This window comes from Flavobacterium sp. GSB-24 (assembly GCF_027924665.1).
Taxonomy (GTDB): Bacteria; Bacteroidota; Bacteroidia; order Flavobacteriales; family Flavobacteriaceae; genus Flavobacterium.
This window is the reverse complement of the sequence record NZ_AP027043.1, coordinates 4,307,559-4,326,449: the sequence shown is the minus strand read 5'-3', so window position 1 is coordinate 4,326,449 and position 18,891 is coordinate 4,307,559. Positions and strand designations below refer to the sequence as shown.

The following is an 18,891-nucleotide window of genomic DNA, read 5'->3' as shown; positions in this document are numbered from 1 at the left end:
TTAGTCTCTTAGAACCTTTTTCTCACCTTCCAAATCGATAATACTCCAAATCTGTATTTTTTTTATTGTGAAGAGAATCTAATATAGAATTCATTCCGATCACGCTGAAGGTTATGCCGTTTCCTCCAAAACCTAGAATGTAATGTTCGTTTTTTCTCGGATTTGGTTTTCCAAAATAGGGGAGTCCGTCTTTGGTTTCTCCAAAAGTACCTGCCCAGGAATAATCAATTTTGAAATTTAAGTCTGGAAATCGTTTAAAAAAATTCTTCAAAAGATACTGCTCTTTTTTAGGCAGTAATTTATCGCGTTTTACAGCATCTTTAAAATCTTCGTCGCCGCCACCCATAATAATTCGGTTATCTTCTGTAGTCCTAACGTAATGGTAAGGAGAGGCGGTATCCCAAAATATAGCATGTTTGAAACTTTCAGGAAGATCAGGCTGACTTTCAGATGCAATAACATAAGTGCTTTTTAAGTCGACAACCTTTTCGGTTAAGGTTTCTGTACTTTCATAACCTGTGCAATGAATTATATGTGAAGCGGTTATGGTGTGCTTTGAATCAGTTTCAGCAATTATTTTACCTTTTTGGTGTTGTATTGAAGCAACATTTGTTCGATCAAAAATCTGCATGCCTTTTTCATGGCAATGAAATAAAAGATCAGTAGCTAATTTGAACGGATCCATGACGGCTGCAGTTTTAGATTCTATTGCTGCAATGGCATTTAATCCCATTTTTTGTAATTCAGACCGATTGAGCCAGCTAACTTCAAAACCATGCTGTTTGCGGGCTTTAAATTCATTTTTTAAATATGGGACATCCTTTTTTAGTGTAGTAAAATAGATGCTTTTTTTAAATTCAAAATCACAGTCACACCCTACCGTGTCAATAATATTACGAAGATCAAAAATGGCTTTTTTTCCATTTTGATAACTTTCTACGGCACATTTTACCCCTCTAAGTTTAATAAGCTGATGTAACGGTACATCAATTTCGTATTGCAGTAAAGCAGTGCTGCCTGATGTACTGCCTCCGCAAACATCACGACGGTCTATCAAAACAATTTTTTTTCCTTCGTTAATTAATTTGTAAGCGGTAAGGGCTCCAGTAATACCTCCTCCAATAATTAAAATATCGGTATTGATATCAGAATCGATCGAGGGATAACTATGTTTTATGGCATTTTTTAATGGCCAGTAAGTTTCTGTAGAGCTTAATTTCATTTTTTAGATGCGTTTTTGGTAGTGTTTTTGGTATTCTTCGGAGTGGTTTTGCCCGTTTTCTTTATGGTTGTTTTATCTGATGGTTTATTTTTTTGTTGTTTTCGATTGTGCAGCTCATGTGCCTCTGCAATAGAATGTGAAGTTCTTATGCTTTCGTCTTTTTTGGCCAGTTCACTCAATCGATGATAGTATTTTTGAACAATAATCATTTCTTCTTCAGTCATGCTTTCAATATCAACCAAACTATTGCTGGATAAATCATTAGAAGCAACAAGCTCATTTAATTTTAATTGAATGGCGAGCGAATCTTTATTTTGAGCTTTTTGAATTAAGAAAACCATCAAAAAAGTAATAATTGTAGTTCCAGTATTAATGACCAGCTGCCAAGTTTCTGAATAATCGAAAATTGGTCCCGAAACGGCCCACGCAACAACGATAATAAATGCGCCAATAAAGGCAGTGGTACTTCCTGCTGCTTTGGAAACTTTTGTAGCAAATTTCTCAAATGCACTTTGACTATGTGGAGATTTAGAATTCATTACGATTTTTTTGTTTTAGATTTACTTACTTTTTCTTCCTTTATAACTTTATTGTTTTTTTCGTCATAAACAGCAGGATCAATTTCTTGTCCCGTTTTGCTGAATATTTTGATTTTTGGAGCGTCATGCGTGCCAGTAATAACAATCGGAAATCCGATAAGTCCGAAAAGGGGAAGACCCAAACGCATTCTAAGATCCAATAGTCCGTCAAAGCTTGTAGTTCCTTTTATAGTTGGTTTAAAACCGGCTACAGTAAAGGTGAATGGTTCAATATGAATAAGATTTTTATTTATTGTAGATTTGACTTCAATTCCTTGCATATCAGGATTATTCAAACCATTTTGTCCTGTTTTAGAACTAATTCCATCAAAAAGTTTTAGTCCTTTAATTTTTACGTCTCTTAAATTCAATGTACCGCCTCCCTGAAGAGATTCATAAATAGGTCCCATATTGCCATTTAAATCTCCTTTGATGTTATAATCTACAGAAATTATTCCGTAAGCTTTTTCAGCTGCGGTAACCATATCATGAAACATCGGAATTTCTTTGTAAGCTCTTTGTACATCAAAATCTTTCGCACGGAAGTGAGCATCAAAATGTGCTGCTGTAGGTGATTCATCTTTGTAAGTTGCATCAATTCCTAAAATACAGTCAATGATGTTGAAGGTTGTATTTTCTAAATAAAACCCACCTTTCGTAATACCCGTTTTTCCGTTAAGTTTATTGAAGACCAGTCTGTTATATTCTACCTTGTCTGCACTTGCATTTAAACTGACATTTAAGTTTTTCGGAATTATAACTACACCGCTCATTTTCGGATGATCTTCTTTGGCATATTCTACCTCAATATTTCGATCTTTATTTTCGCCTTTTTCAAGTGCCATAAATTCGTCAACATTTATCAATTTTGATTTTAAGTTGAAATTACCGCTCAAAGTTCCTTGCGATTCTAAGAAATAATTTATTGTATTTAAGAGGTAACCGTTAATATCAAAATCTGATTTTCCGTAAGAAGCATTAAATTTCTCAAACCACATTTTCTCGTTTTGAAAACGGAAATTTCCCTGTTTGATAAAAAAAGCTTTCGGAAACAACTCAGATGTTGCTTTTATATTTTTAAGGATTAAAGTTCCTTTATTATCTAGTTTGTCATATTGTCCAGTTGTAGCGTAACTTTGTTTTCCTTTCAATGAAAGATCTGCTTTTGCATAACCCGTTAAATCGAGACCTTTTTGAGAGAAAACCTGATAGATTCTACCAACATTTAATTCACCTTTTATTTTAGCATTATAAGCCAAATCATTGAAATCTGATACAGTTGCATTTACGTAAACAGGATTTCCTTCAAAAACAAAAGAGGCTGGAGCAACTGCAACAATCAAATCTTGATAGGTTCCTGCTTTGTTAAGCATATTGGCAACAAAAGTGATATTGGTGATTGGATTTGGATAATATTCTGTTTTAAGCCATCCGTTTCGTAATGAAATACCACCGATAGTTTTTGGAAAAAGTTTTTTAGACGTGCTGAAAGTACCGCGTGCCTGAATATCGGTTTTTAAAATTCCTTTTACGTCAACACTGGTTAAACCTAAAGCGGCATCAACGACAGCCAAATCCAAAGCGCCTTTTACACTTGCATTGATATCCATTTCGCTCAGACCTTTACTATGCAGATAAGCGTTGAAATAATCTTTTTCGCCTACTTTAAATTTTAGTGTTCGCAGATTAATCAATAATTGTTCAGGATCCAATGACGGAAGTATTGCATTCAAATCCACTTGGAAATCTGTTAATGGAACAGGGGCATTTTGGTAATTTACCGAACCTTCATTTATTTTTAAGTTGAAAGCTAGATTTGGTTTTTGCTTTTTAGCGACATTATAATCGCCTTTAAAAGTAAATACCAAATCACTTCGGCCAGAAATATCCGTTTTTTCTAACCATGTTAAATATTCTGGAGGCATAACAGACAATAAATCTTTAACAGTTGTATTCTCTGAAGCGGCTTTTATATTTATCTTATAACCATCTCTAAGAATGGAAAAAAGGCCAGTAAATTTTAAGGGTAATTTATTGATATTAAGTTCATTCTTTTGAAGAATAAACGAAAGCGCATGTGTATTAATTCGGGTAATTAAATCGGCGCGAACCTCTTTTTTTCTAAGATAAGCTGTTCGGTTATAATAGAAATCCAGATTTTCAATTCTGGCATCGGTTGCAAGATCAAAAATATCTTCGCTTAAGTTTCCTTTTCCAACATAATTAAAACCTTGAGCATCGACCAAAATTTTGGCCGAACGATCGTTATATTTAACATGACAATTTTCTAAATCAATGCGTTCTAGTCGAATTGCTGTTCCTTCTTCTGGAGCGTTTGGATCATTTTTCTCGTCTTTTGGAGCCACATAAATATTATAGTTTGCTTGACCTTTTTCGTTAACCATTACATTGATTAAAGCATCTGAAATATACAGCTTGTTAATTTTTACTTCATTATCAAAAATCAAACGTTTTAAGTTTATACCAAAAGCAACTTGATCTGCTTTTAACAAAGTATCATTGCTAAACGGTTTAGAACCTGTAAGAGATAAATCGTCTAAAGAAACTGTCAAAGATGGAAAATGAGTGAAAAATGAAAGTCTTGATTTGGTAAAATCTAGTTTGGTGTCTAAACGTTCATTGGCAATTTTCTTTACTTCAGAAGCAATTTTACCAGGAAACAGCAACGGAATTATAAACAATAAAAACAAAATCACCGCAATCGTAATTCCGGTAATTTTTAAGACTTTTAAGGCGGTATGTTTAAATGAAGTTGGCATGTACAATACGTTTTTGTTGTTTAAAAACTGGAATGAATTTAGATTTAAAGTGTTAGAAATTAGAACTTAAAGTTGTAATAAAGAATTATGATTTAAACAGATTCTGAATTTTCAATTTCAAATTTTCTCAATTTATTTTTTCTTTTCAGCTTCAGCTTTTTTAGCATCTTCTTCTTTTTCCTTTTGTTCTTTCTCTTTCTGCTCTTTCTCCTTTTGTTCTTTTTCTTTTTGCTCTTTTTCTTTTTGAGCTTTCTCTTGCTGTTCTTCTTTTTTCTCTTTGGCTTCTTCTTTTTGTTTTTCCTTTTGTTTCTCTTTTTTCTTGAAATAACCTCTAAACAAGAAATTGCTTTTTGCAGCTTCCATATTTTCGCTGAAACCCTTTGTTCCACTTTCTAAATTAGAAAGCGTGTTCGAAACGCTGTTCGCCATTTTATCATCTCTAACCAATCTAGCTAGCGCACCGTTTCCGTTGTTCATACTGTGGCTGAAAATGGCTATTTCATCTGAAATTACACCAATATTATCCACGCTTTTCTTAACGCTTTTCATAATATCGTGCATTTCTATTCCGTCGACAGAAGCAATCTGCCCATTGTCTTGAATAACTTTTTGGGACTTTTGCCCTGGAGTAATTGTCAATACTTTGTCACCCATTAATCCGTCAGAACCAATGCTGGCCGTTGCATCTGTTTTAATAAATTTTCGAACATCTTCTTTCATTACTAAAACAACAACTACAGATGAATCGTTTATTAATTGAATTTGTTCTACAGTTCCGACATTAATACCCGAAAAACGAACATTATTTCCAACTTCTAAACCGCTTACAGTTTTAAACTGAGAAGTAATATGAAAGGTTGAACCGAATAGGTTTTTTTGTTTTCCGATAAAATATACGGCCATTATAAAAAGCAGTAAACCTATTGTTACAAACATTCCTAATTTCCAAGTATATCCCGATTGCTTTTCCATGATTTCTATTATTTATTTTGCTTTATTCAAAAAATGAGCGTACCCATTCGTCTTCGTTTTTTTCTAATTCTTCGTATGTTCCTTCGGCGTGAATTACTCCTTCTTTTAAAACAATAATTCTATCGGCAGTTAATTTCGCACAAGCCATATCATGTGTGATAATGATCGAGGATGTTTTTTGTTTGTGTTTAATATCAAGAATCAATTCACTAATTTCTCTCGATGTTATCGTATCTAAACCTGTTGTAGGTTCGTCGTATAAAATAATTTCAGGCTTTAAAATTAAGGTGCGGGCCAGACCAATTCTTTTTTTCATTCCTCCAGATAATTCAGAAGGCATTTTGTCAATTGCTTCTGATAAACCAACACTTTCAAGAGCTTCCATAACTTCACTTTCAATTTCTTCGGCACTTAAATCACGTTTGTGTTTGGTCAGTGTAAAAGAGAGGTTTTCTCTAACCGACATTGAATCGTAAAGTGCACCACTTTGAAATAAAAATCCGATTCGGACTCTAATCTCATTCAGTTCTTTTTTGGAAATGTTCAGTACATTTTCGTCAAAAACTTTAATTTCACCTTTGTCAGGTTCAATTAATCCAACGATGCATTTTATCGTTACCGATTTTCCAGATCCTGAACGTCCTAAAACCACCAAATCTTCTCCTTTATTCAAAGTAAGATTTACCCCTTTTAAGACTTTATTATCTTTTCCAAAAGTTTTGTGCAGATCTTTAATCTCTATAATTGGAGCTTGATCTTTTTCTTTCGTTTTGGGTTCTTTATGTAGTTTTTCTTTGGTCATTTTTAAAAGAATAAATCGGTTATTTGAACGGCAACCATATCAATAATAAAAATGCTTAATGATGCTGTTACAACGGCTGAATTGGCAGCTTGTCCAACACTTTCTGTTCCATTTGATGCGTTAAAACCTTTATAACATCCAATCATTCCAATAAGAAATCCGAAGAAGAAAGTTTTAATAGTAGCAGGAAACAAGTCTAAAAACTCTAATGATTGAATGATTTGAGTTAGATATCTGTAAAAGTTCACATCTCCGTGAATATTAATTCCTACATATCCGCCCATAATTCCGATTGCGTCGGCAAAAAAGACTAAAATCGGCACCATCAAAGTACAGGCTAATACTCTCGTTACAACCAAATAGTTATAAGGGTTTACTGCCGAAACTTCCATTGCGTCGATTTGCTCTGTCACTTTCATAGATCCTAATTCGGCTCCAATTCCAGATGAAATTTTTCCGGCGCAAATCAAAGCTGTAATTACTGGTGCAATTTCTCTAATTAACGAAAGTGCAACCATTCCTGGAAGCCAGCTTTCGGCACCAAATTTTACCAAGGTTGGTCTTGACTGGAGTGTAAGTACCAAACCCATAATAAAACCTGTAATGGCAACTAAAGGCAGCGATTTGTAGCCAATGACATAACATTGTTTTAAAAACTCCTTCGTCTCATAAGGCGGAATAAATACCTCCTTAAAAAACTTTTTGGCGAACAATGTTGTTTCTCCAATTTCAGTAAATGTATTTTTTAGGTTGAGAATCAAAATGTTTTTGTTTTTAATATGAATGATATAAAATGAGAATCAATTATTTAACAGTTTTTTTCTACTGATTAAATTATATATGAAAGTTAGCCCGATACTTGTTAAAATATATTACACAACTTTTTTCGAGCCTTATATAATTTTCATAGGCTCACAATATTTGGAATAAATTTCCGTTGCCGTTTTTACCAATAAAAAAATCCCTTTCGTTTAGGAAAGGGATTTATAAAATGAAAACTTTTAAATTTTGGCGTATATCGTTATTCTTTAAATTTTTTAAAGATTGAGCTTGCAACATGACCTCCAAAACCGAAAGTATTACTCATAGCATAATCAACTATTCGCGATTGTGCTTTTCCTAAAGTAAAATTGAATTTATCGGCATATTCTTGTTCAACAGTTTCTGTATTTATAGTGGGCGGTACAATGTTTTCCTGAAGTGCTTTTATACAGGCAATTGCCTCAATAGCTCCAGCGCCGCCAAGCAGATGTCCAGTCATAGATTTTGTAGCACTAACATTTGCATTCGGATTTATGCCAAAAACTTTTTCCAATGCTTTAAGTTCGCTTAAATCACCAGTTGGAGTAGAAGTAGCATGTGCGTTGATATAATCAATTTTGTCTGGAGTAATCTCCGCTTCTTCAAGAGCAAGTTCCATTCCTAAAACTGCACCTTCGCCTTCAGGATGTGTTCCTGTTAAATGGTAAGCGTCTGCCGCCAGTCCGCCGCCAACAATTTCGGCATAAATTACCGCATTTCTTTTGATGGCATGTTCATAGCTTTCTAAAATTACAACGCCGGCACCTTCGCCCAAAACAAATCCGTCTCTTGTAACATCAAAAGGACGTGACGCTTTAGTGTAATCATCATTTAAAGTTGACAATGCTTTCGAAGCATTAAAGCCGCCAATTGAAGATTCTGTAACAGAAGCCTCAGACCCGCCGCTGATAATCATATCTGCTTTACCCCAGCGAATGTAATTGAAAGCATCTATGATTGCGGTATTACTTGCAGAACAAGCCGCAGCTGTGGTATAATTAATGCCGCGTAATCCATATTTAATAGAAATGGCTCCCGAAGCTATATTGACAATTCTCTTTGGAATGAAAAACGGACTAAATCTAGGTGTACCGTTTCCTAATTTGTATTCTCCAAATTGTTCCTCAAAAGTAGAAATACCACCGTCTCCACAGCCCCATATAACACCAATTCGGTTTTTATTTAAGGTATCAAAATCAATATTTGCATTTGTTATTGCTTCGTCTGCTGCATATAGAGCATATTGCGTGAAAAGATCATATTTCCTAATTTCATTTTTCTCAAAAATGTGCTGCGGATTAAAGTTTTTAACTTCACATGCGAATTTAGTTTTGAATTGTGAGGTGTCGAATCTTGTTATTGGTGTTGCACCGCTGACTCCATTAATCAAGGAATGCCAGTATTCTGACACATTATTTCCAATGGGAGTTACAGCTCCTAATCCTGTTATAACTACTCTTTTCATTATTTTTTAGGTCTTAATTCTGTTAATATTGTTTCTCTTACCAATTCAAAATCTTCATCGATTGTAAGCCTCGAAAGCTGTACAATGGCTACCATATTTGTTATAATCATTATTGCTTTTGTTCTTGGTGCCATATCAAAATCAAATATGTTTTGCTCTTTTCCTTCAATTAAAATAGCAGTAAGCCACGTAATTACCAATTGAGCAAATTGTTGTAATTCTGTTTTTATGGAATCATCTAAGGTGTTTAAATCTGTAGCTAATGAGCCAACAATACACACTTTATTCTCTTTTTTAATTTTAGCCTGTACTTCTAAGAAAGCTTGCAGTTTTGTTAATGGTGATTCGTTAGCCACTTTTTCCTTTAAAATTTCAACTCTTTCGATATGTTCTTTTATTGTCGCTACACCCAAATTTGATTTTGTAGGGAAATGATAATGTATCGATGCCGTTTTTATTCCTATATCATTAGAGATGTCTTTAAAACTAAAAGCGTTATAACCTTTATCCCTTATTAATTGATCTGCTTTTTCAATAATAGATTCTCGTGTTGTCATGGCAATGATTTTTATACAAATATACTACCTATTAGTAGATAGGCAAATTATTTAAACAGTTTTTTATTTAGTGAAGATTTTGATGATTTTGACGAAATAGCAAAAAACAAAAAAGCCCTTTCATTTAGAAAGGGATTTTCAGGGTTTTAAAAGAGAAGTATTTGGTTAGCTTCTACCTTATTTTTATGAATTAATTGCGATTCCAGTACGGGATTTCATTAACGGAATAACTTTAGACTGTGTCTGAGCTAATTTTTCCATTAATAATCTTGCTGTTAAAAAACATACTGTAGATTCTGCGCCTTGATTTAAGTTTACATTTTCTTTTTCAAGTCCGTCATAACCACCGCCGCTTACTGGGTTGTACATAATTTGATTCAAGTGGTTTTTACCTAAGAACCAATTAAATGCAATTCTCATTTTCTTTTTATATTCTGGAGTTTTAAATGCATCATAAAAGGCATTTAAAGTCTGTATCGTATAAGTAACATCTATTGGCTGTTCTCCATATTGTTGTGGTTCTGAACCTTTATGGTGCCAGCTTCTATTAGAAATTGCTTTAAAATCACCATTTACGAATGTTTTAGAAATCAAGAAATCTAAAGAATCTAAAGCAACCTTTTTGTAAATTGGCTTATTAGTAATTAAGTAAGCATACAGCATTGATTCTGGTAAAACACCATTTCCGTATGTTAAATAATTTTCAAACCATTTCCAGTCTTCTGTAGCTGTATCTTCGTAATTTTTAAGCAGTTTTGCATTCAATTTATTAATAATTGCCGCTACATATAAATTAGGAATTGTTGAGTGATACAAGTACAAACCTTTTGTTGCAAAACCAATAGAACGTGGCGATTGAATAGTTTCAGTCCATTTTAATGAATTCAATAAACATCTAGTTGCTTTTTTAGTAATAGCTTCTGGAAGAATATCTGAAAGTGAAACCACAGTTCCTAATGCCCAAATTGCTCTTGCATTTGAATCTTCTAAGTTAACTTCGGCATTTTGTTCAACATGTTCACGATTTTCCTGATCTACGTAATTGATGAAATCACCTTTTGGTTTTTGACAACGCTGGATAAAATCTAAGTAGATTAGGATATAAGCTAAATCATCTTTATCTTGAGTCAGTTTGTAATGCATACAGAAAGCAATCAATGCTCTTGCGTTATCGTCTAATGTATATCCAGAATCTAAATCTGGAATTGAAATTTTACTAAATTGAATAATACCAAGTTCGGTAGTTAATCTTTTAATATGTCTTAGTTGAATTTCCGGATAACTGTATTTAATCTCTGAAGAATTTTCCATTAAGTTTTTATATGTATTCATGTGGGTAATGGCAGCATTTTCCCAAGAAGAAGCACGCATTTTTGTAAACGAGTTTATACCCATTTCATTTCTTAAGTTTTCATCAGCGATTAATTTAATTGCCGCATCTGCAAACTGATCTACATCTCCGATATCTACTAATATTCCTGAATCTGGAGTTAATACTTCTTTTGTATGAGGAATTTTAGAAGCCACTATAGGACACGCACAGCTCATTGCATAAGCAAAAGTACCGCTTACAGCCTGATTTGGATCTTTAGATGTAAACATATAAATATCTGTAGCTTTTAGGTATTCTAAAAGTTCATCAGTGTCTAAATATTTGTTTATAAAACGTACATTATTCTGCAGATTTAATTCTTCTACAATTGACTCTAATTTTTCTCTATAAGTGTCTACACCATCTTTAATTAAATTTGGATGTGTTTTTCCAATAATTAAATACAATGCATTTGGTGCTTTCTCAACAATTTTTGGAAGTGCCTGCAATCCAGTTTCGATATTTTTTCCTTCGCCTAAAAGTCCAAAAGTTGATAATACGATACGATCTCCAATGTTTAATTTTTCCTTTGCATTTTGAGGAGCTTCATAAACTACGATATGAGTTCCATGAGGTACGCAAGTAATTATTTCTTCATTGATGTCATAGTCTTTAATTAGTATTTCTTTTGATTTGTTAGTCATTACAAAAACCGAATTGCTGTAACTCAATAACAGTTTTACAAAAGTTTTTAATTCGTTGTTTGGGTTTGGTATTACACTATGGAAAGTGTATGTCACAGGTATTTTAATTACATTTAAAAAATCTAATAGATGATCTCCGTAATTTCCTGAAAACAAACCAAACTCATGTTGAATGTGAACTAATTTTACAGCTCCATCCTGATTGATTTCTTCTGCTACTTTTGCGTACTCTTCTCTGTTTTTTGTGTTTAAGGTAAATGCCTGTGTTGGTTTTTCTTTTGGTGTATCCACAAGCTCACATATTTCGCATGTGATAGATTTACCATATACATCGGTGATTCCTTTAATTGTATCTTGAGTATAAGTTGCTATGCCACATTGTGTTGGCGGAAAAGTAGATAGAAAAACTATTTTTGATTTATTTGATATTGTTTTCATGAGAATTCATTTTTAGTTCGGTTAATAACTCGTTCAGGTTCAAAGATGCCACCGCAATTTTGTCATCGGCAGCGCCATAATAAATATATAATCGGTCATCAAAAATTGCAGTTCCAGTCGGGAAAACTACATAATTTACATAACCATGTCTTTCGTAATATTCAGAAGGAGTAATAATTGGTTTTGGCAGTCTGCCGATTACTTTCGCTGGATTTTCTAAGTCCAGTAAAACGGCACAGGCATGATAAACCAATCCTTTTTCTCTTCTTTCAGCAGCATGATAAATTAAAAGCCAGCCGTCTGCTGTTTCGATCGGCGGAGCTCCTGGTCCAATATGACTTGTTTCATGGTCAAACTTGGGTTCCATTACAATATGACTCGGAAGATCTTTTAAATAATTTTTCCAAAAGTCTTCAGTCAGCTCAGATTTTTTTTCGAATGTAACAATCTGAATAGACGGGAAGAGCCTGTGCAATGCGACAAATTTTCCATTAATTTTTTTCGGAAAAAGAACCACATTTTTATCCCACACGTATAAGTGCTCTTTCATGGTCTCCGTGAGCGGATAGTTTCTTTCGGTATTAAAAGCTAATATCTTTGCAATACTCGGATTTTGTAAATGGTTTCTAATTAGATTAGTAAATTCATTTAAAATAAATCGCGGTGTAATTATTCCTTTCTTTTTAAACTTTACTAAATCTTTAGAAACAGCAAAGGCACCGCAGGCATTTAATCCGTCATACGTGACATAAGTCATATAATACAGGTCATCTATTTTAGTAATTCTTGGGTCTTCAACTCCATGAATTTCATAAATATACTCTGGAAGAAAAATCGGATTTGAACGTCTTTCTACTAAAGTTGTCGGTCCTTCAAAACGACAATAACCTATAGTGGAGAAATTTCCTTTTTTGGCAGCTCTGTAAAACATGTGAACAGTATTTCCATCTTGATAAATGGCTGGATTTAAAACACCCAATTCTTCAAAATTTCTTTCTGTTTTTTCTAAAAGAACACCATGCTTTTTAGCTTCTTCCATTACTGTAATTATTTTTGATAAAATTACCTTGGGATAGGAGCAGCGATTAATCCAATCCATTAAAAAATTAACTCAAAAGCTTAAACATGGTAATTCTGTAAGACTAAAAAATAATAATGAAAACCTGCGGTAAATGCTTGTTTTTTAGTTTATTGAGTTAATTTAAAAAGCGTTTTGAGTTAACAAGATTTGTAGGAATAAAATAAATTTGAATAACAAACAAAACAGACTATTGAATAGTCGTATTTACGAACTAAAAAATCTAAAATTATGTTACGCTGGACAGTCATTTTTATAATTCTTGCTATTATAGCCGGAATTTTTGGTTTTGGTGGTATTGCCGCTGGAGCTGCAGGTATTGCAAAAGTTTTGTTCTTTATCTTTATAGTGTTATTTATTATTTCACTAATTACAGGTAGAACAAAGGTTTAAGCACTTTTAAGAAGATATTTTTTTTTAACATATAAGTAATTCGGGTTCTACGGAACTTGAATTACTTTTTTGTTTTTAGACCATTTGAGATTATTTTCAGAAATCAAAAATGTAAAAAGTATAAAGCAGCTAAATTCAACCTCTGCCACTCTGAACCTTAAACCTTTGAACCTTTTTTCTAGTACCATTTAGCATAATATTTCCGCGTTATGAAAGCTATTGGTATCCCTACGCAGCAAATTACGATTAAAATTGACAATAGGAGAGCAAAGTCTAATTTCTTTTCTGGTAAAACAGGAAAAACAATTGGAAGTACAATAAGATTCATTACAACCCAGATAAAGAAGCCATAAGAAACTCCAGATAAAAGGGTGTTTATTTTGAAAAAAGGAATGTACGGAAAGATCTTAAAATAAAACCAGGCAAATATAAAAGTGATTAAGAAATGTAAACCTAAACCCGCAAAAGTCATTTCTGTTCCAGCTGTATAAGCTTCTTTTTTAAAAACACCGCTTGCGATAGACTGCAGGATTTTTTCGGCTGTTGTTTTATGAAGGATCACGGCATAAATTAAAATAGCTGCAGTAATATCTAATGTGCCAGCTACTAAACCAGAAGAAACAATGGTCTTAACTTTTGATCTCATAAAAATAAATTTTGGTTTAACTATTTATTATTTTTTGATATTTTCATAAATCAATTTCAATTGATGCGTATGTCTTTGTGTATGAACAATTGCAAAATAAATCCATTCGTAAATAGTGAAATTTTCAAAACCTGGTATTTTGGCATCAAGACACGTCAGCGTTAAATCGTAGGTTTCAGCAGCTTCAAATAAATCTTTTTGTATTTTATTTAATGAAGCCAGTAATTTGCTTTTATCGTAATCAATTTCAGCAGGTTTTATATTTTCGGGAGATTGGTATTTGGTATTAAAATCTAAAAAAACCGCATCCAGATTTTTAACGTTTTCATCAGCCTCACGGTTTGTTTTCTCTGTTTTTCCAGCAAACAGTTTTGGAATATCAGCACAGGCTAAAATAATATGCTGTGCAGTCTGCCCGGCTGTCCAGCTTCCTTCAAATGGTACAATATTAATTTCTTCCTCCGAAAAAGAAGAAATAGTATCATTCAATTTACTGTAAGTTTCTATAATAGTATTTTGGATACCGCTTTTCATCTTATTTTAATTTTAGAATTAGATCAATAACAGCTGTGAACCGATCGGTTTTAAGAAAACCTGCCAGTGAATTTTGTTCAATTAAATTTATAGAATTAGGGGAATGATAGTACTTCAAATATACGATAAAAAATATTAAAATTCTAATAATCAGTATTTTGAATTTCGGTTTTCTGCTTTAATTATTTACAGAGGTAATCCACCACACATTTCCAAACGGATCTGTAACACCGCAGGTTCTGCCATAATCTTGGTCGCTTAACTCCATTAAAGAAACAGCTCCGTTTTCTATAGCTTTTTTATAGGTTTCATCGGCATTGGGAACATAAACAAATAGGTGTGAAGTTTGTTTTGCCCAATCCGTAATTTCATCCGTAATCATAATGGTGCTTCCGTTAAGGGTAACTTCAGCATGCATTATACTTCCGTCTGCGCGGATTGATTTTGTGTTAGTTTCAGATGCTCCAAAAACAACTTTTGTAAAATCGATAAATTTTGCTGCGCCTTGTAAAATTAAATAAGGCATTATGGTTTGATGTTCTGCCGGAATATTCATTTTCGATATTTTAAAATTAGTATTCTAAAATTACGATTTTTATTTTACTATTTGTAAATCAATAAATTATGTTTTTATAAAAGAACCTCACAATGAAAACCATGTGCATTCAGAAGCTCAATTATTATATTATTTGAAATTCCCGCAGCATGAATTCGTAAAATTTTATCGCAGTCTTCAAGGTCAAAATTAATAGCGCTGTTAGGATAGTGTTCAAGAAGTTTCTCAATAATAATTTTACATTGAGATTCTTCTTGAACATTTGTTTTAAAAACTTCAATCATAAAGTTTTGAATTTACAGCGCGATATTTTTGTATCGCTCTATTTTATGATAATAGATATAAGAAATCGCCAGAATCACTAAAAAGATCAATGGAAAGAAACTTTGAAAATTTATTCCGTCAACCGCAAAGTGACTGATAGAAGCAAAGATAAAATCGAAACCAAATCCTGCATAAGCCCATTCTTTTACATTTTTAGGTACTTGTGGAATTACCAAAGCCAAAACACCAAGAATTTTAAAAATTACCAAAGCAACTCCAAAATATTCAGGGTAACCTAAATGTCTGATTCCTTCTTTAGCTTCCTGGCTTTGTGAAAATAAAGCGGGCATAACGCCTTCAAATAGAAAAATAATAATAGTCGTAATCCAAAAAATAATTTTTGCTTTTTTCATTGGGTATTGTTTTAAAAGGTTATTAGTTAATGTATTACAAATCTAATAATGTTTTACTTTTTAACGAATACGCATTTGCGACTATTTTAGGGGCATTTGGGACATTGTTGATTTTAGATTTTAGTCCCGAAGCCTCGGGATAGATTTTAGACTTTAGATTTTTAACCACAATGACAGAAAATGAGAAATTTGGAATTTTTGATTTTAAAATTTACGTCAGTTGGTAATTAGTAATCAAAAACAAATCTTCAAAACCTAATCTTGTATAAATTCCTTTTCCTAAAGCTGAAGCTTGTAGTTGTGCATATTCACAGCCAGCATCAATTGCTTCGTTGAGGGCAAATTTCATGATTTCTTCTGCAAAACCTTTTTTACGCATTTCTGGAATTACTCCGACACCATGAATTCCCATTACATTCCCAGTTTGAAAAAGGGTCAGCGTTCCAATTGGTTTTTCTTCAAAATGAACCAGATAAAACTTCACATTTTCGTAATTATGCACCAGCGTCTCTTTACTGATTACATAGCTGAAAGATAAAGGATAAATATCAGACCAAGTTTTAGCATCTTCTTCATTTAGAACTCTTTTAAAATTCAACTTATTTTGAAGTGTGAATTTTTTATCCAGTTTTAAGGCCATAGCCATCAGTTGAATTCGAATTTTAAATCCTTTATTTTCAAAAAATTCACTGGAGTTACTTCCAAAAATATCCCAATACGGAATAACTAATTCTGGATTTTTTTCCATAATTTCCATAATCTGCGGAAGATTTTCTTCTTTAATATCTTCACGAAACCATAAGCGGTTAGGCCAGCCTGAGTTTTTTATTTGGCTGAATTCAAAAGGATCGAATTTATGATAGGAAAGGAGTGGAGTGGCAACAGTTCTCCAAAGTGCTGTAAGATTGTCAATATTGTCTTTGATAAGGTTTCTATTGGTCATTGTAATAACAAGTTTGAATTATAGAGCAAAGATAAAATCAGTCTTTTAGAAAAGCCTTTACATATGTTGATTTACAAATCTTTTTCCAGACTTTTTCTAATTCGGCTTAACTGTGTTGGCGTAATACCTAAATGCGATGCAATATGCAATAACGGAACTCGTTCTGCAATACTTGGATGTTTTTGTAAAAGACTTACATATCGCTCGGTTGCGTTTTGCATGACCAAAGCGACTTCTCTCTGCTCTTTATCTATAATCCAGTTTTTCTCTAAATGAGCGATATAAAAGTTTTTGAGATCATCGTTTTCATTAATTAACGAAATGTATTTTTTATAATTAAGATTGATGATAATGCTGTCTTCCAAAGCTTCAATTGTAAAATTCGAAGGTGATTGCAGCATTAATGAAACCTTAGAACCTGCAAAATAATTTTCAAGAAAGAGATTTTTGTTATAGAAATTTCCCTGCTGGTCTGTGATAAAAGCTCGTAAAACACCTTTTGCTATAAAATGAAGATTTTTAGCGATTTCTCCGTTTTGCAATAACGTTTCTCCTTTTTTAAGGGTTTGAAATGCTGCAATGCCCTCAATCAATTGCCATGAGTTTTCAGAAAGAGGATAGTAGCTTTCAATGGTTTGTTTTAATTGAGTGAGGTATCTCTGGTGGTTAGAAATCATTATTGTAATTTTTAAGCTTACCAAAAATAGCTAAATTTTGAGTCAGATTTGTCATTTCAAGGAAGCAAACTCATTTGCTGAATCACTAATTCTAGTGTGGTTGCTTCGTTTCTCGCAATGACATAAAATGAGATAAAATAAAATCAGCGAGAGGCTTAAAAAAAAACTTCGTGCCTTAGCGCCTTAGCGGCAAATTAAAAAAACTAAAAAACGCCATGAAACCCAAAGGTCTCACAGCGTTTTCATCTCAAAAAATAAATAATTAACGGGTAATGTAACAGGTATTATTTCCAACCTCCGCCTAGAGCGCGGTACAAATCTGTATTAGCTGTAAGTTGTTGTCTTTTAATATCGGCAAGTTCTAGTTCGCTTTGCAAAAGATTTGCCTGTGCTGTTAAAACTTCCAGATATTCTGCCATACCATTTTTGAATAATAAGTTGGCATTTTTAATGGCAAATTGTAATGTTTTTACTTTTTCTTTTAAGAAAGTCTCCTGTTGCTGTAATTTCTCTACTTTAACCAAAGCATCCGAAACTTCGCTTACGGCAACCAAAACCGATTGTCTGAAATTTAAAACCGCTTTTTCTCTTTCTGCTACAGCGATATTATATTGCGTTCTTACTCTTTTGTTGTTTAAAAGTGGCTGCGTTAAACCTCCCGCAACAGTTCCGAATAAAGAAGCTGGAATGTTGAACCAATTGCTGGTTTCGAAAGAGTTTAAGCCGCCTTGCGCTGTTATTCTCAAAGCTGGATATAAATCGGCTTTTGTGATTCCTACGTTTGCGTTGGCAACTTTCAGAGCCAATTCGGCACTTTTTACATCAGGTCTTCTGCTTACTAAGGCAGACGGAATCCCGATTGCTGTATTGTGTTTTACATCAATTGCACTTAAACGAATTGTTCTTTCTTTTGAATTCGGAAAAGAACCCGTTAAAACACTCAAAGCATTTTCCTGAATCGCAATATTTTGTTCTAATAACGGAATCAATTGCGCTGAGTTTAATTTCTGTGCTTCAGATTGTTGAATCGCTAATGTCGTTACCTGACCAGCATCGTATTTTAATTTGATAATGTTCGTTGTACTATCGTTTAATTTTAGATTTTGTCTGGCAATTTCCAATTGTGCATCCAGCATCAAAAGATTATAATATCCTCTAGAAACATTTGCTACAATATTAGTCTGCAAAGCTTTTTTTACTTCTTCAGATTGAAGATATCCTGCGTAAGCACCTTTCTTTTGGTTTCTGATCTTTCCCCAAATATCAGCTTCCCAAGAAAGTGAAGCTCCAGCAGAATAATCATCAATATGTTTTGCACCAATTGCTTGGTTTAAATTCAATCCTGTAAAACTGTTATCAGACGGATTGCTTGTGCTTGCATTTACAAATAAATTAACCTGAGGTACATTTCCCCATTTTGACTGTGTAAAACGGTATTGAGCAATTTCGATGTTCTTTTCGGCAATCTGAAGGTCGTTGTTTCTCGCAACGGCACTGTCAATTAGTTTGATAATATCTTTTTCTGTAAAGAAATTTTTCCACTCCAAATCGGCAATACTGGTTGTATCACTCGAAACCGATGCATTCCTGAAATTCTCAGGAAATGCATCTTTTGGAGTTTCAATATCCTTCGAAACTTTACAGGATATTAAGGTCGTGATCAGAATGGCGAAGGTCACGATTTTGGTTATATGATTTTTCATTGTTTTTTTATTAGATTTCTGTACAAGTATCTTTTCTAGTTTCAAGATCTTTT

The 18,891-nt window shown here is 33.2% G+C and carries 19 protein-coding genes; 1 reads left to right on the top strand and 18 read right to left on the bottom strand.

The genetic code is table 11. The features are described 5' to 3' along the window. Positions 1-22 precede the first annotated feature (22 nt). The 10 genes from QMG60_RS18405 to QMG60_RS18360 form a co-directional block, all read right to left on the bottom strand. A complete protein-coding gene (locus tag QMG60_RS18405; protein ID WP_281865968.1) occupies positions 23-1,222 on the bottom strand; it encodes an FAD-dependent oxidoreductase in 1,200 nt (399 codons plus the stop codon). Continuing rightward, positions 1,219-1,761: a low affinity iron permease family protein gene (locus QMG60_RS18400; RefSeq protein ID WP_243839362.1), complete on the bottom strand. Its 543-nt coding sequence runs from the start codon at positions 1,759-1,761 to the stop codon at positions 1,219-1,221. The genes QMG60_RS18405 and QMG60_RS18400 overlap by 4 nt, the downstream gene beginning before the upstream one ends. Then, positions 1,761-4,580 carry an AsmA-like C-terminal region-containing protein gene (locus tag QMG60_RS18395; RefSeq protein WP_281865967.1) on the bottom strand — a complete coding sequence of 940 codons (2,820 nt, stop codon included), beginning with the start codon at positions 4,578-4,580 and terminating at the stop codon, positions 1,761-1,763. The genes QMG60_RS18400 and QMG60_RS18395 overlap by 1 nt, the downstream gene beginning before the upstream one ends. A 132-nt stretch (positions 4,581-4,712) precedes the next feature. Next, the gene (locus tag QMG60_RS18390) at positions 4,713-5,552 is read right to left on the bottom strand and encodes an MlaD family protein (protein WP_057116235.1); all 840 of its coding nucleotides are present in this window, start codon (positions 5,550-5,552) and stop codon (positions 4,713-4,715) included. A gap of 22 nt (positions 5,553-5,574) precedes the next feature. Next, positions 5,575-6,354: an ATP-binding cassette domain-containing protein gene (locus tag QMG60_RS18385; protein WP_057116234.1), complete on the bottom strand. Its 780-nt coding sequence runs from the start codon at positions 6,352-6,354 to the stop codon at positions 5,575-5,577. Positions 6,355-6,356: 2 nt separating this feature from the next. Then, positions 6,357-7,115, bottom strand: coding sequence for an ABC transporter permease (locus tag QMG60_RS18380; protein WP_281865966.1), 759 nt, complete (start codon positions 7,113-7,115; stop codon positions 6,357-6,359). Positions 7,116-7,375: 260 nt separating this feature from the next. Continuing rightward, a complete protein-coding gene (fabF, locus tag QMG60_RS18375; RefSeq protein WP_281865965.1) occupies positions 7,376-8,620 on the bottom strand; it encodes a beta-ketoacyl-ACP synthase II in 1,245 nt (414 codons plus the stop codon). After that, positions 8,620-9,177 (bottom strand): TetR/AcrR family transcriptional regulator, encoded by a 558-nt coding sequence (locus QMG60_RS18370; protein ID WP_281865964.1) that lies wholly within the window; start codon positions 9,175-9,177, stop codon positions 8,620-8,622. The genes fabF and QMG60_RS18370 overlap by 1 nt, the downstream gene beginning before the upstream one ends. A gap of 183 nt (positions 9,178-9,360) precedes the next feature. Further along, positions 9,361-11,631, bottom strand: a complete 2,271-nt coding sequence (locus tag QMG60_RS18365) for a glycosyltransferase (protein WP_281865963.1) — start codon at positions 11,629-11,631, stop codon at positions 9,361-9,363. Beyond that, positions 11,612-12,670 carry a pesticidal protein Cry7Aa gene (locus QMG60_RS18360; RefSeq protein WP_281865962.1) on the bottom strand — a complete coding sequence of 353 codons (1,059 nt, stop codon included), beginning with the start codon at positions 12,668-12,670 and terminating at the stop codon, positions 11,612-11,614. The genes QMG60_RS18365 and QMG60_RS18360 overlap by 20 nt, the downstream gene beginning before the upstream one ends. A gap of 270 nt (positions 12,671-12,940) precedes the next feature. Between QMG60_RS18360 and QMG60_RS18355 the strand changes: the two genes are divergently transcribed. Beyond that, positions 12,941-13,102, top strand: coding sequence for a DUF1328 family protein (locus QMG60_RS18355; protein ID WP_082586767.1), 162 nt, complete (start codon positions 12,941-12,943; stop codon positions 13,100-13,102). A 178-nt stretch (positions 13,103-13,280) separates the two neighbouring features. Here QMG60_RS18355 and QMG60_RS18350 read toward each other — a convergent pair whose 3' ends face one another. From QMG60_RS18350 to QMG60_RS18315, 8 genes are all read right to left on the bottom strand, one after another. Beyond that, a complete protein-coding gene (locus QMG60_RS18350) occupies positions 13,281-13,748 on the bottom strand; it encodes a hypothetical protein (RefSeq protein WP_057116229.1) in 468 nt (155 codons plus the stop codon). A 27-nt stretch (positions 13,749-13,775) separates the two neighbouring features. Beyond that, entirely contained in the window at positions 13,776-14,282 is a 507-nt protein-coding gene (locus QMG60_RS18345; protein WP_281865961.1) for a DinB family protein, read from the bottom strand. Positions 14,283-14,460: 178 nt separating this feature from the next. After that, the gene (locus QMG60_RS18340) at positions 14,461-14,838 is read right to left on the bottom strand and encodes a VOC family protein (protein WP_057116227.1); all 378 of its coding nucleotides are present in this window, start codon (positions 14,836-14,838) and stop codon (positions 14,461-14,463) included. A gap of 74 nt (positions 14,839-14,912) precedes the next feature. Next, a complete protein-coding gene (locus tag QMG60_RS18335; RefSeq protein ID WP_057116226.1) occupies positions 14,913-15,122 on the bottom strand; it encodes a hypothetical protein in 210 nt (69 codons plus the stop codon). A 12-nt stretch (positions 15,123-15,134) separates the two neighbouring features. After that, on the bottom strand, positions 15,135-15,515 hold the full coding sequence (locus tag QMG60_RS18330) for a DoxX family protein (protein WP_281865960.1): 381 nt from the start codon (positions 15,513-15,515) through the stop codon (positions 15,135-15,137). Positions 15,516-15,726: 211 nt separating this feature from the next. Then, positions 15,727-16,458 (bottom strand): GNAT family N-acetyltransferase, encoded by a 732-nt coding sequence (locus tag QMG60_RS18325; RefSeq protein ID WP_281865959.1) that lies wholly within the window; start codon positions 16,456-16,458, stop codon positions 15,727-15,729. Positions 16,459-16,529: 71 nt separating this feature from the next. After that, on the bottom strand, positions 16,530-17,135 hold the full coding sequence (locus QMG60_RS18320; protein WP_281865958.1) for a Crp/Fnr family transcriptional regulator: 606 nt from the start codon (positions 17,133-17,135) through the stop codon (positions 16,530-16,532). A 284-nt stretch (positions 17,136-17,419) separates the two neighbouring features. After that, on the bottom strand, positions 17,420-18,838 hold the full coding sequence (locus QMG60_RS18315) for a TolC family protein (RefSeq protein WP_281865957.1): 1,419 nt from the start codon (positions 18,836-18,838) through the stop codon (positions 17,420-17,422). Positions 18,839-18,891 lie beyond the last annotated feature (53 nt).

Coding starts and splice junctions, on each gene's coding strand:
- QMG60_RS18325 (WP_281865959.1), bottom strand. CDS start 16,458: ATGACCAATAGAAACCTTATCAAAGACAATATTGACAATCTTACAGCA.
- QMG60_RS18345 (WP_281865961.1), bottom strand. CDS start 14,282: ATGAAAAGCGGTATCCAAAATACTATTATAGAAACTTACAGTAAATTG.
- QMG60_RS18360 (WP_281865962.1), bottom strand. CDS start 12,670: ATGGAAGAAGCTAAAAAGCATGGTGTTCTTTTAGAAAAAACAGAAAGA.
- QMG60_RS18350 (WP_057116229.1), bottom strand. CDS start 13,748: ATGAGATCAAAAGTTAAGACCATTGTTTCTTCTGGTTTAGTAGCTGGC.
- QMG60_RS18315 (WP_281865957.1), bottom strand. CDS start 18,838: ATGAAAAATCATATAACCAAAATCGTGACCTTCGCCATTCTGATCACG.
- QMG60_RS18340 (WP_057116227.1), bottom strand. CDS start 14,838: ATGAATATTCCGGCAGAACATCAAACCATAATGCCTTATTTAATTTTA.
- QMG60_RS18390 (WP_057116235.1), bottom strand. CDS start 5,552: ATGGAAAAGCAATCGGGATATACTTGGAAATTAGGAATGTTTGTAACA.
- QMG60_RS18400 (WP_243839362.1), bottom strand. CDS start 1,761: ATGAATTCTAAATCTCCACATAGTCAAAGTGCATTTGAGAAATTTGCT.
- QMG60_RS18370 (WP_281865964.1), bottom strand. CDS start 9,177: ATGACAACACGAGAATCTATTATTGAAAAAGCAGATCAATTAATAAGG.
- QMG60_RS18335 (WP_057116226.1), bottom strand. CDS start 15,122: ATGATTGAAGTTTTTAAAACAAATGTTCAAGAAGAATCTCAATGTAAA.
- QMG60_RS18355 (WP_082586767.1), top strand. CDS start 12,941: ATGTTACGCTGGACAGTCATTTTTATAATTCTTGCTATTATAGCCGGA.
- QMG60_RS18405 (WP_281865968.1), bottom strand. CDS start 1,222: ATGAAATTAAGCTCTACAGAAACTTACTGGCCATTAAAAAATGCCATA.
- QMG60_RS18330 (WP_281865960.1), bottom strand. CDS start 15,515: ATGAAAAAAGCAAAAATTATTTTTTGGATTACGACTATTATTATTTTT.
- fabF (WP_281865965.1), bottom strand. CDS start 8,620: ATGAAAAGAGTAGTTATAACAGGATTAGGAGCTGTAACTCCCATTGGA.
- QMG60_RS18365 (WP_281865963.1), bottom strand. CDS start 11,631: ATGAAAACAATATCAAATAAATCAAAAATAGTTTTTCTATCTACTTTT.
- QMG60_RS18395 (WP_281865967.1), bottom strand. CDS start 4,580: ATGCCAACTTCATTTAAACATACCGCCTTAAAAGTCTTAAAAATTACC.
- QMG60_RS18385 (WP_057116234.1), bottom strand. CDS start 6,354: ATGACCAAAGAAAAACTACATAAAGAACCCAAAACGAAAGAAAAAGAT.
- QMG60_RS18320 (WP_281865958.1), bottom strand. CDS start 17,135: ATGATTTCTAACCACCAGAGATACCTCACTCAATTAAAACAAACCATT.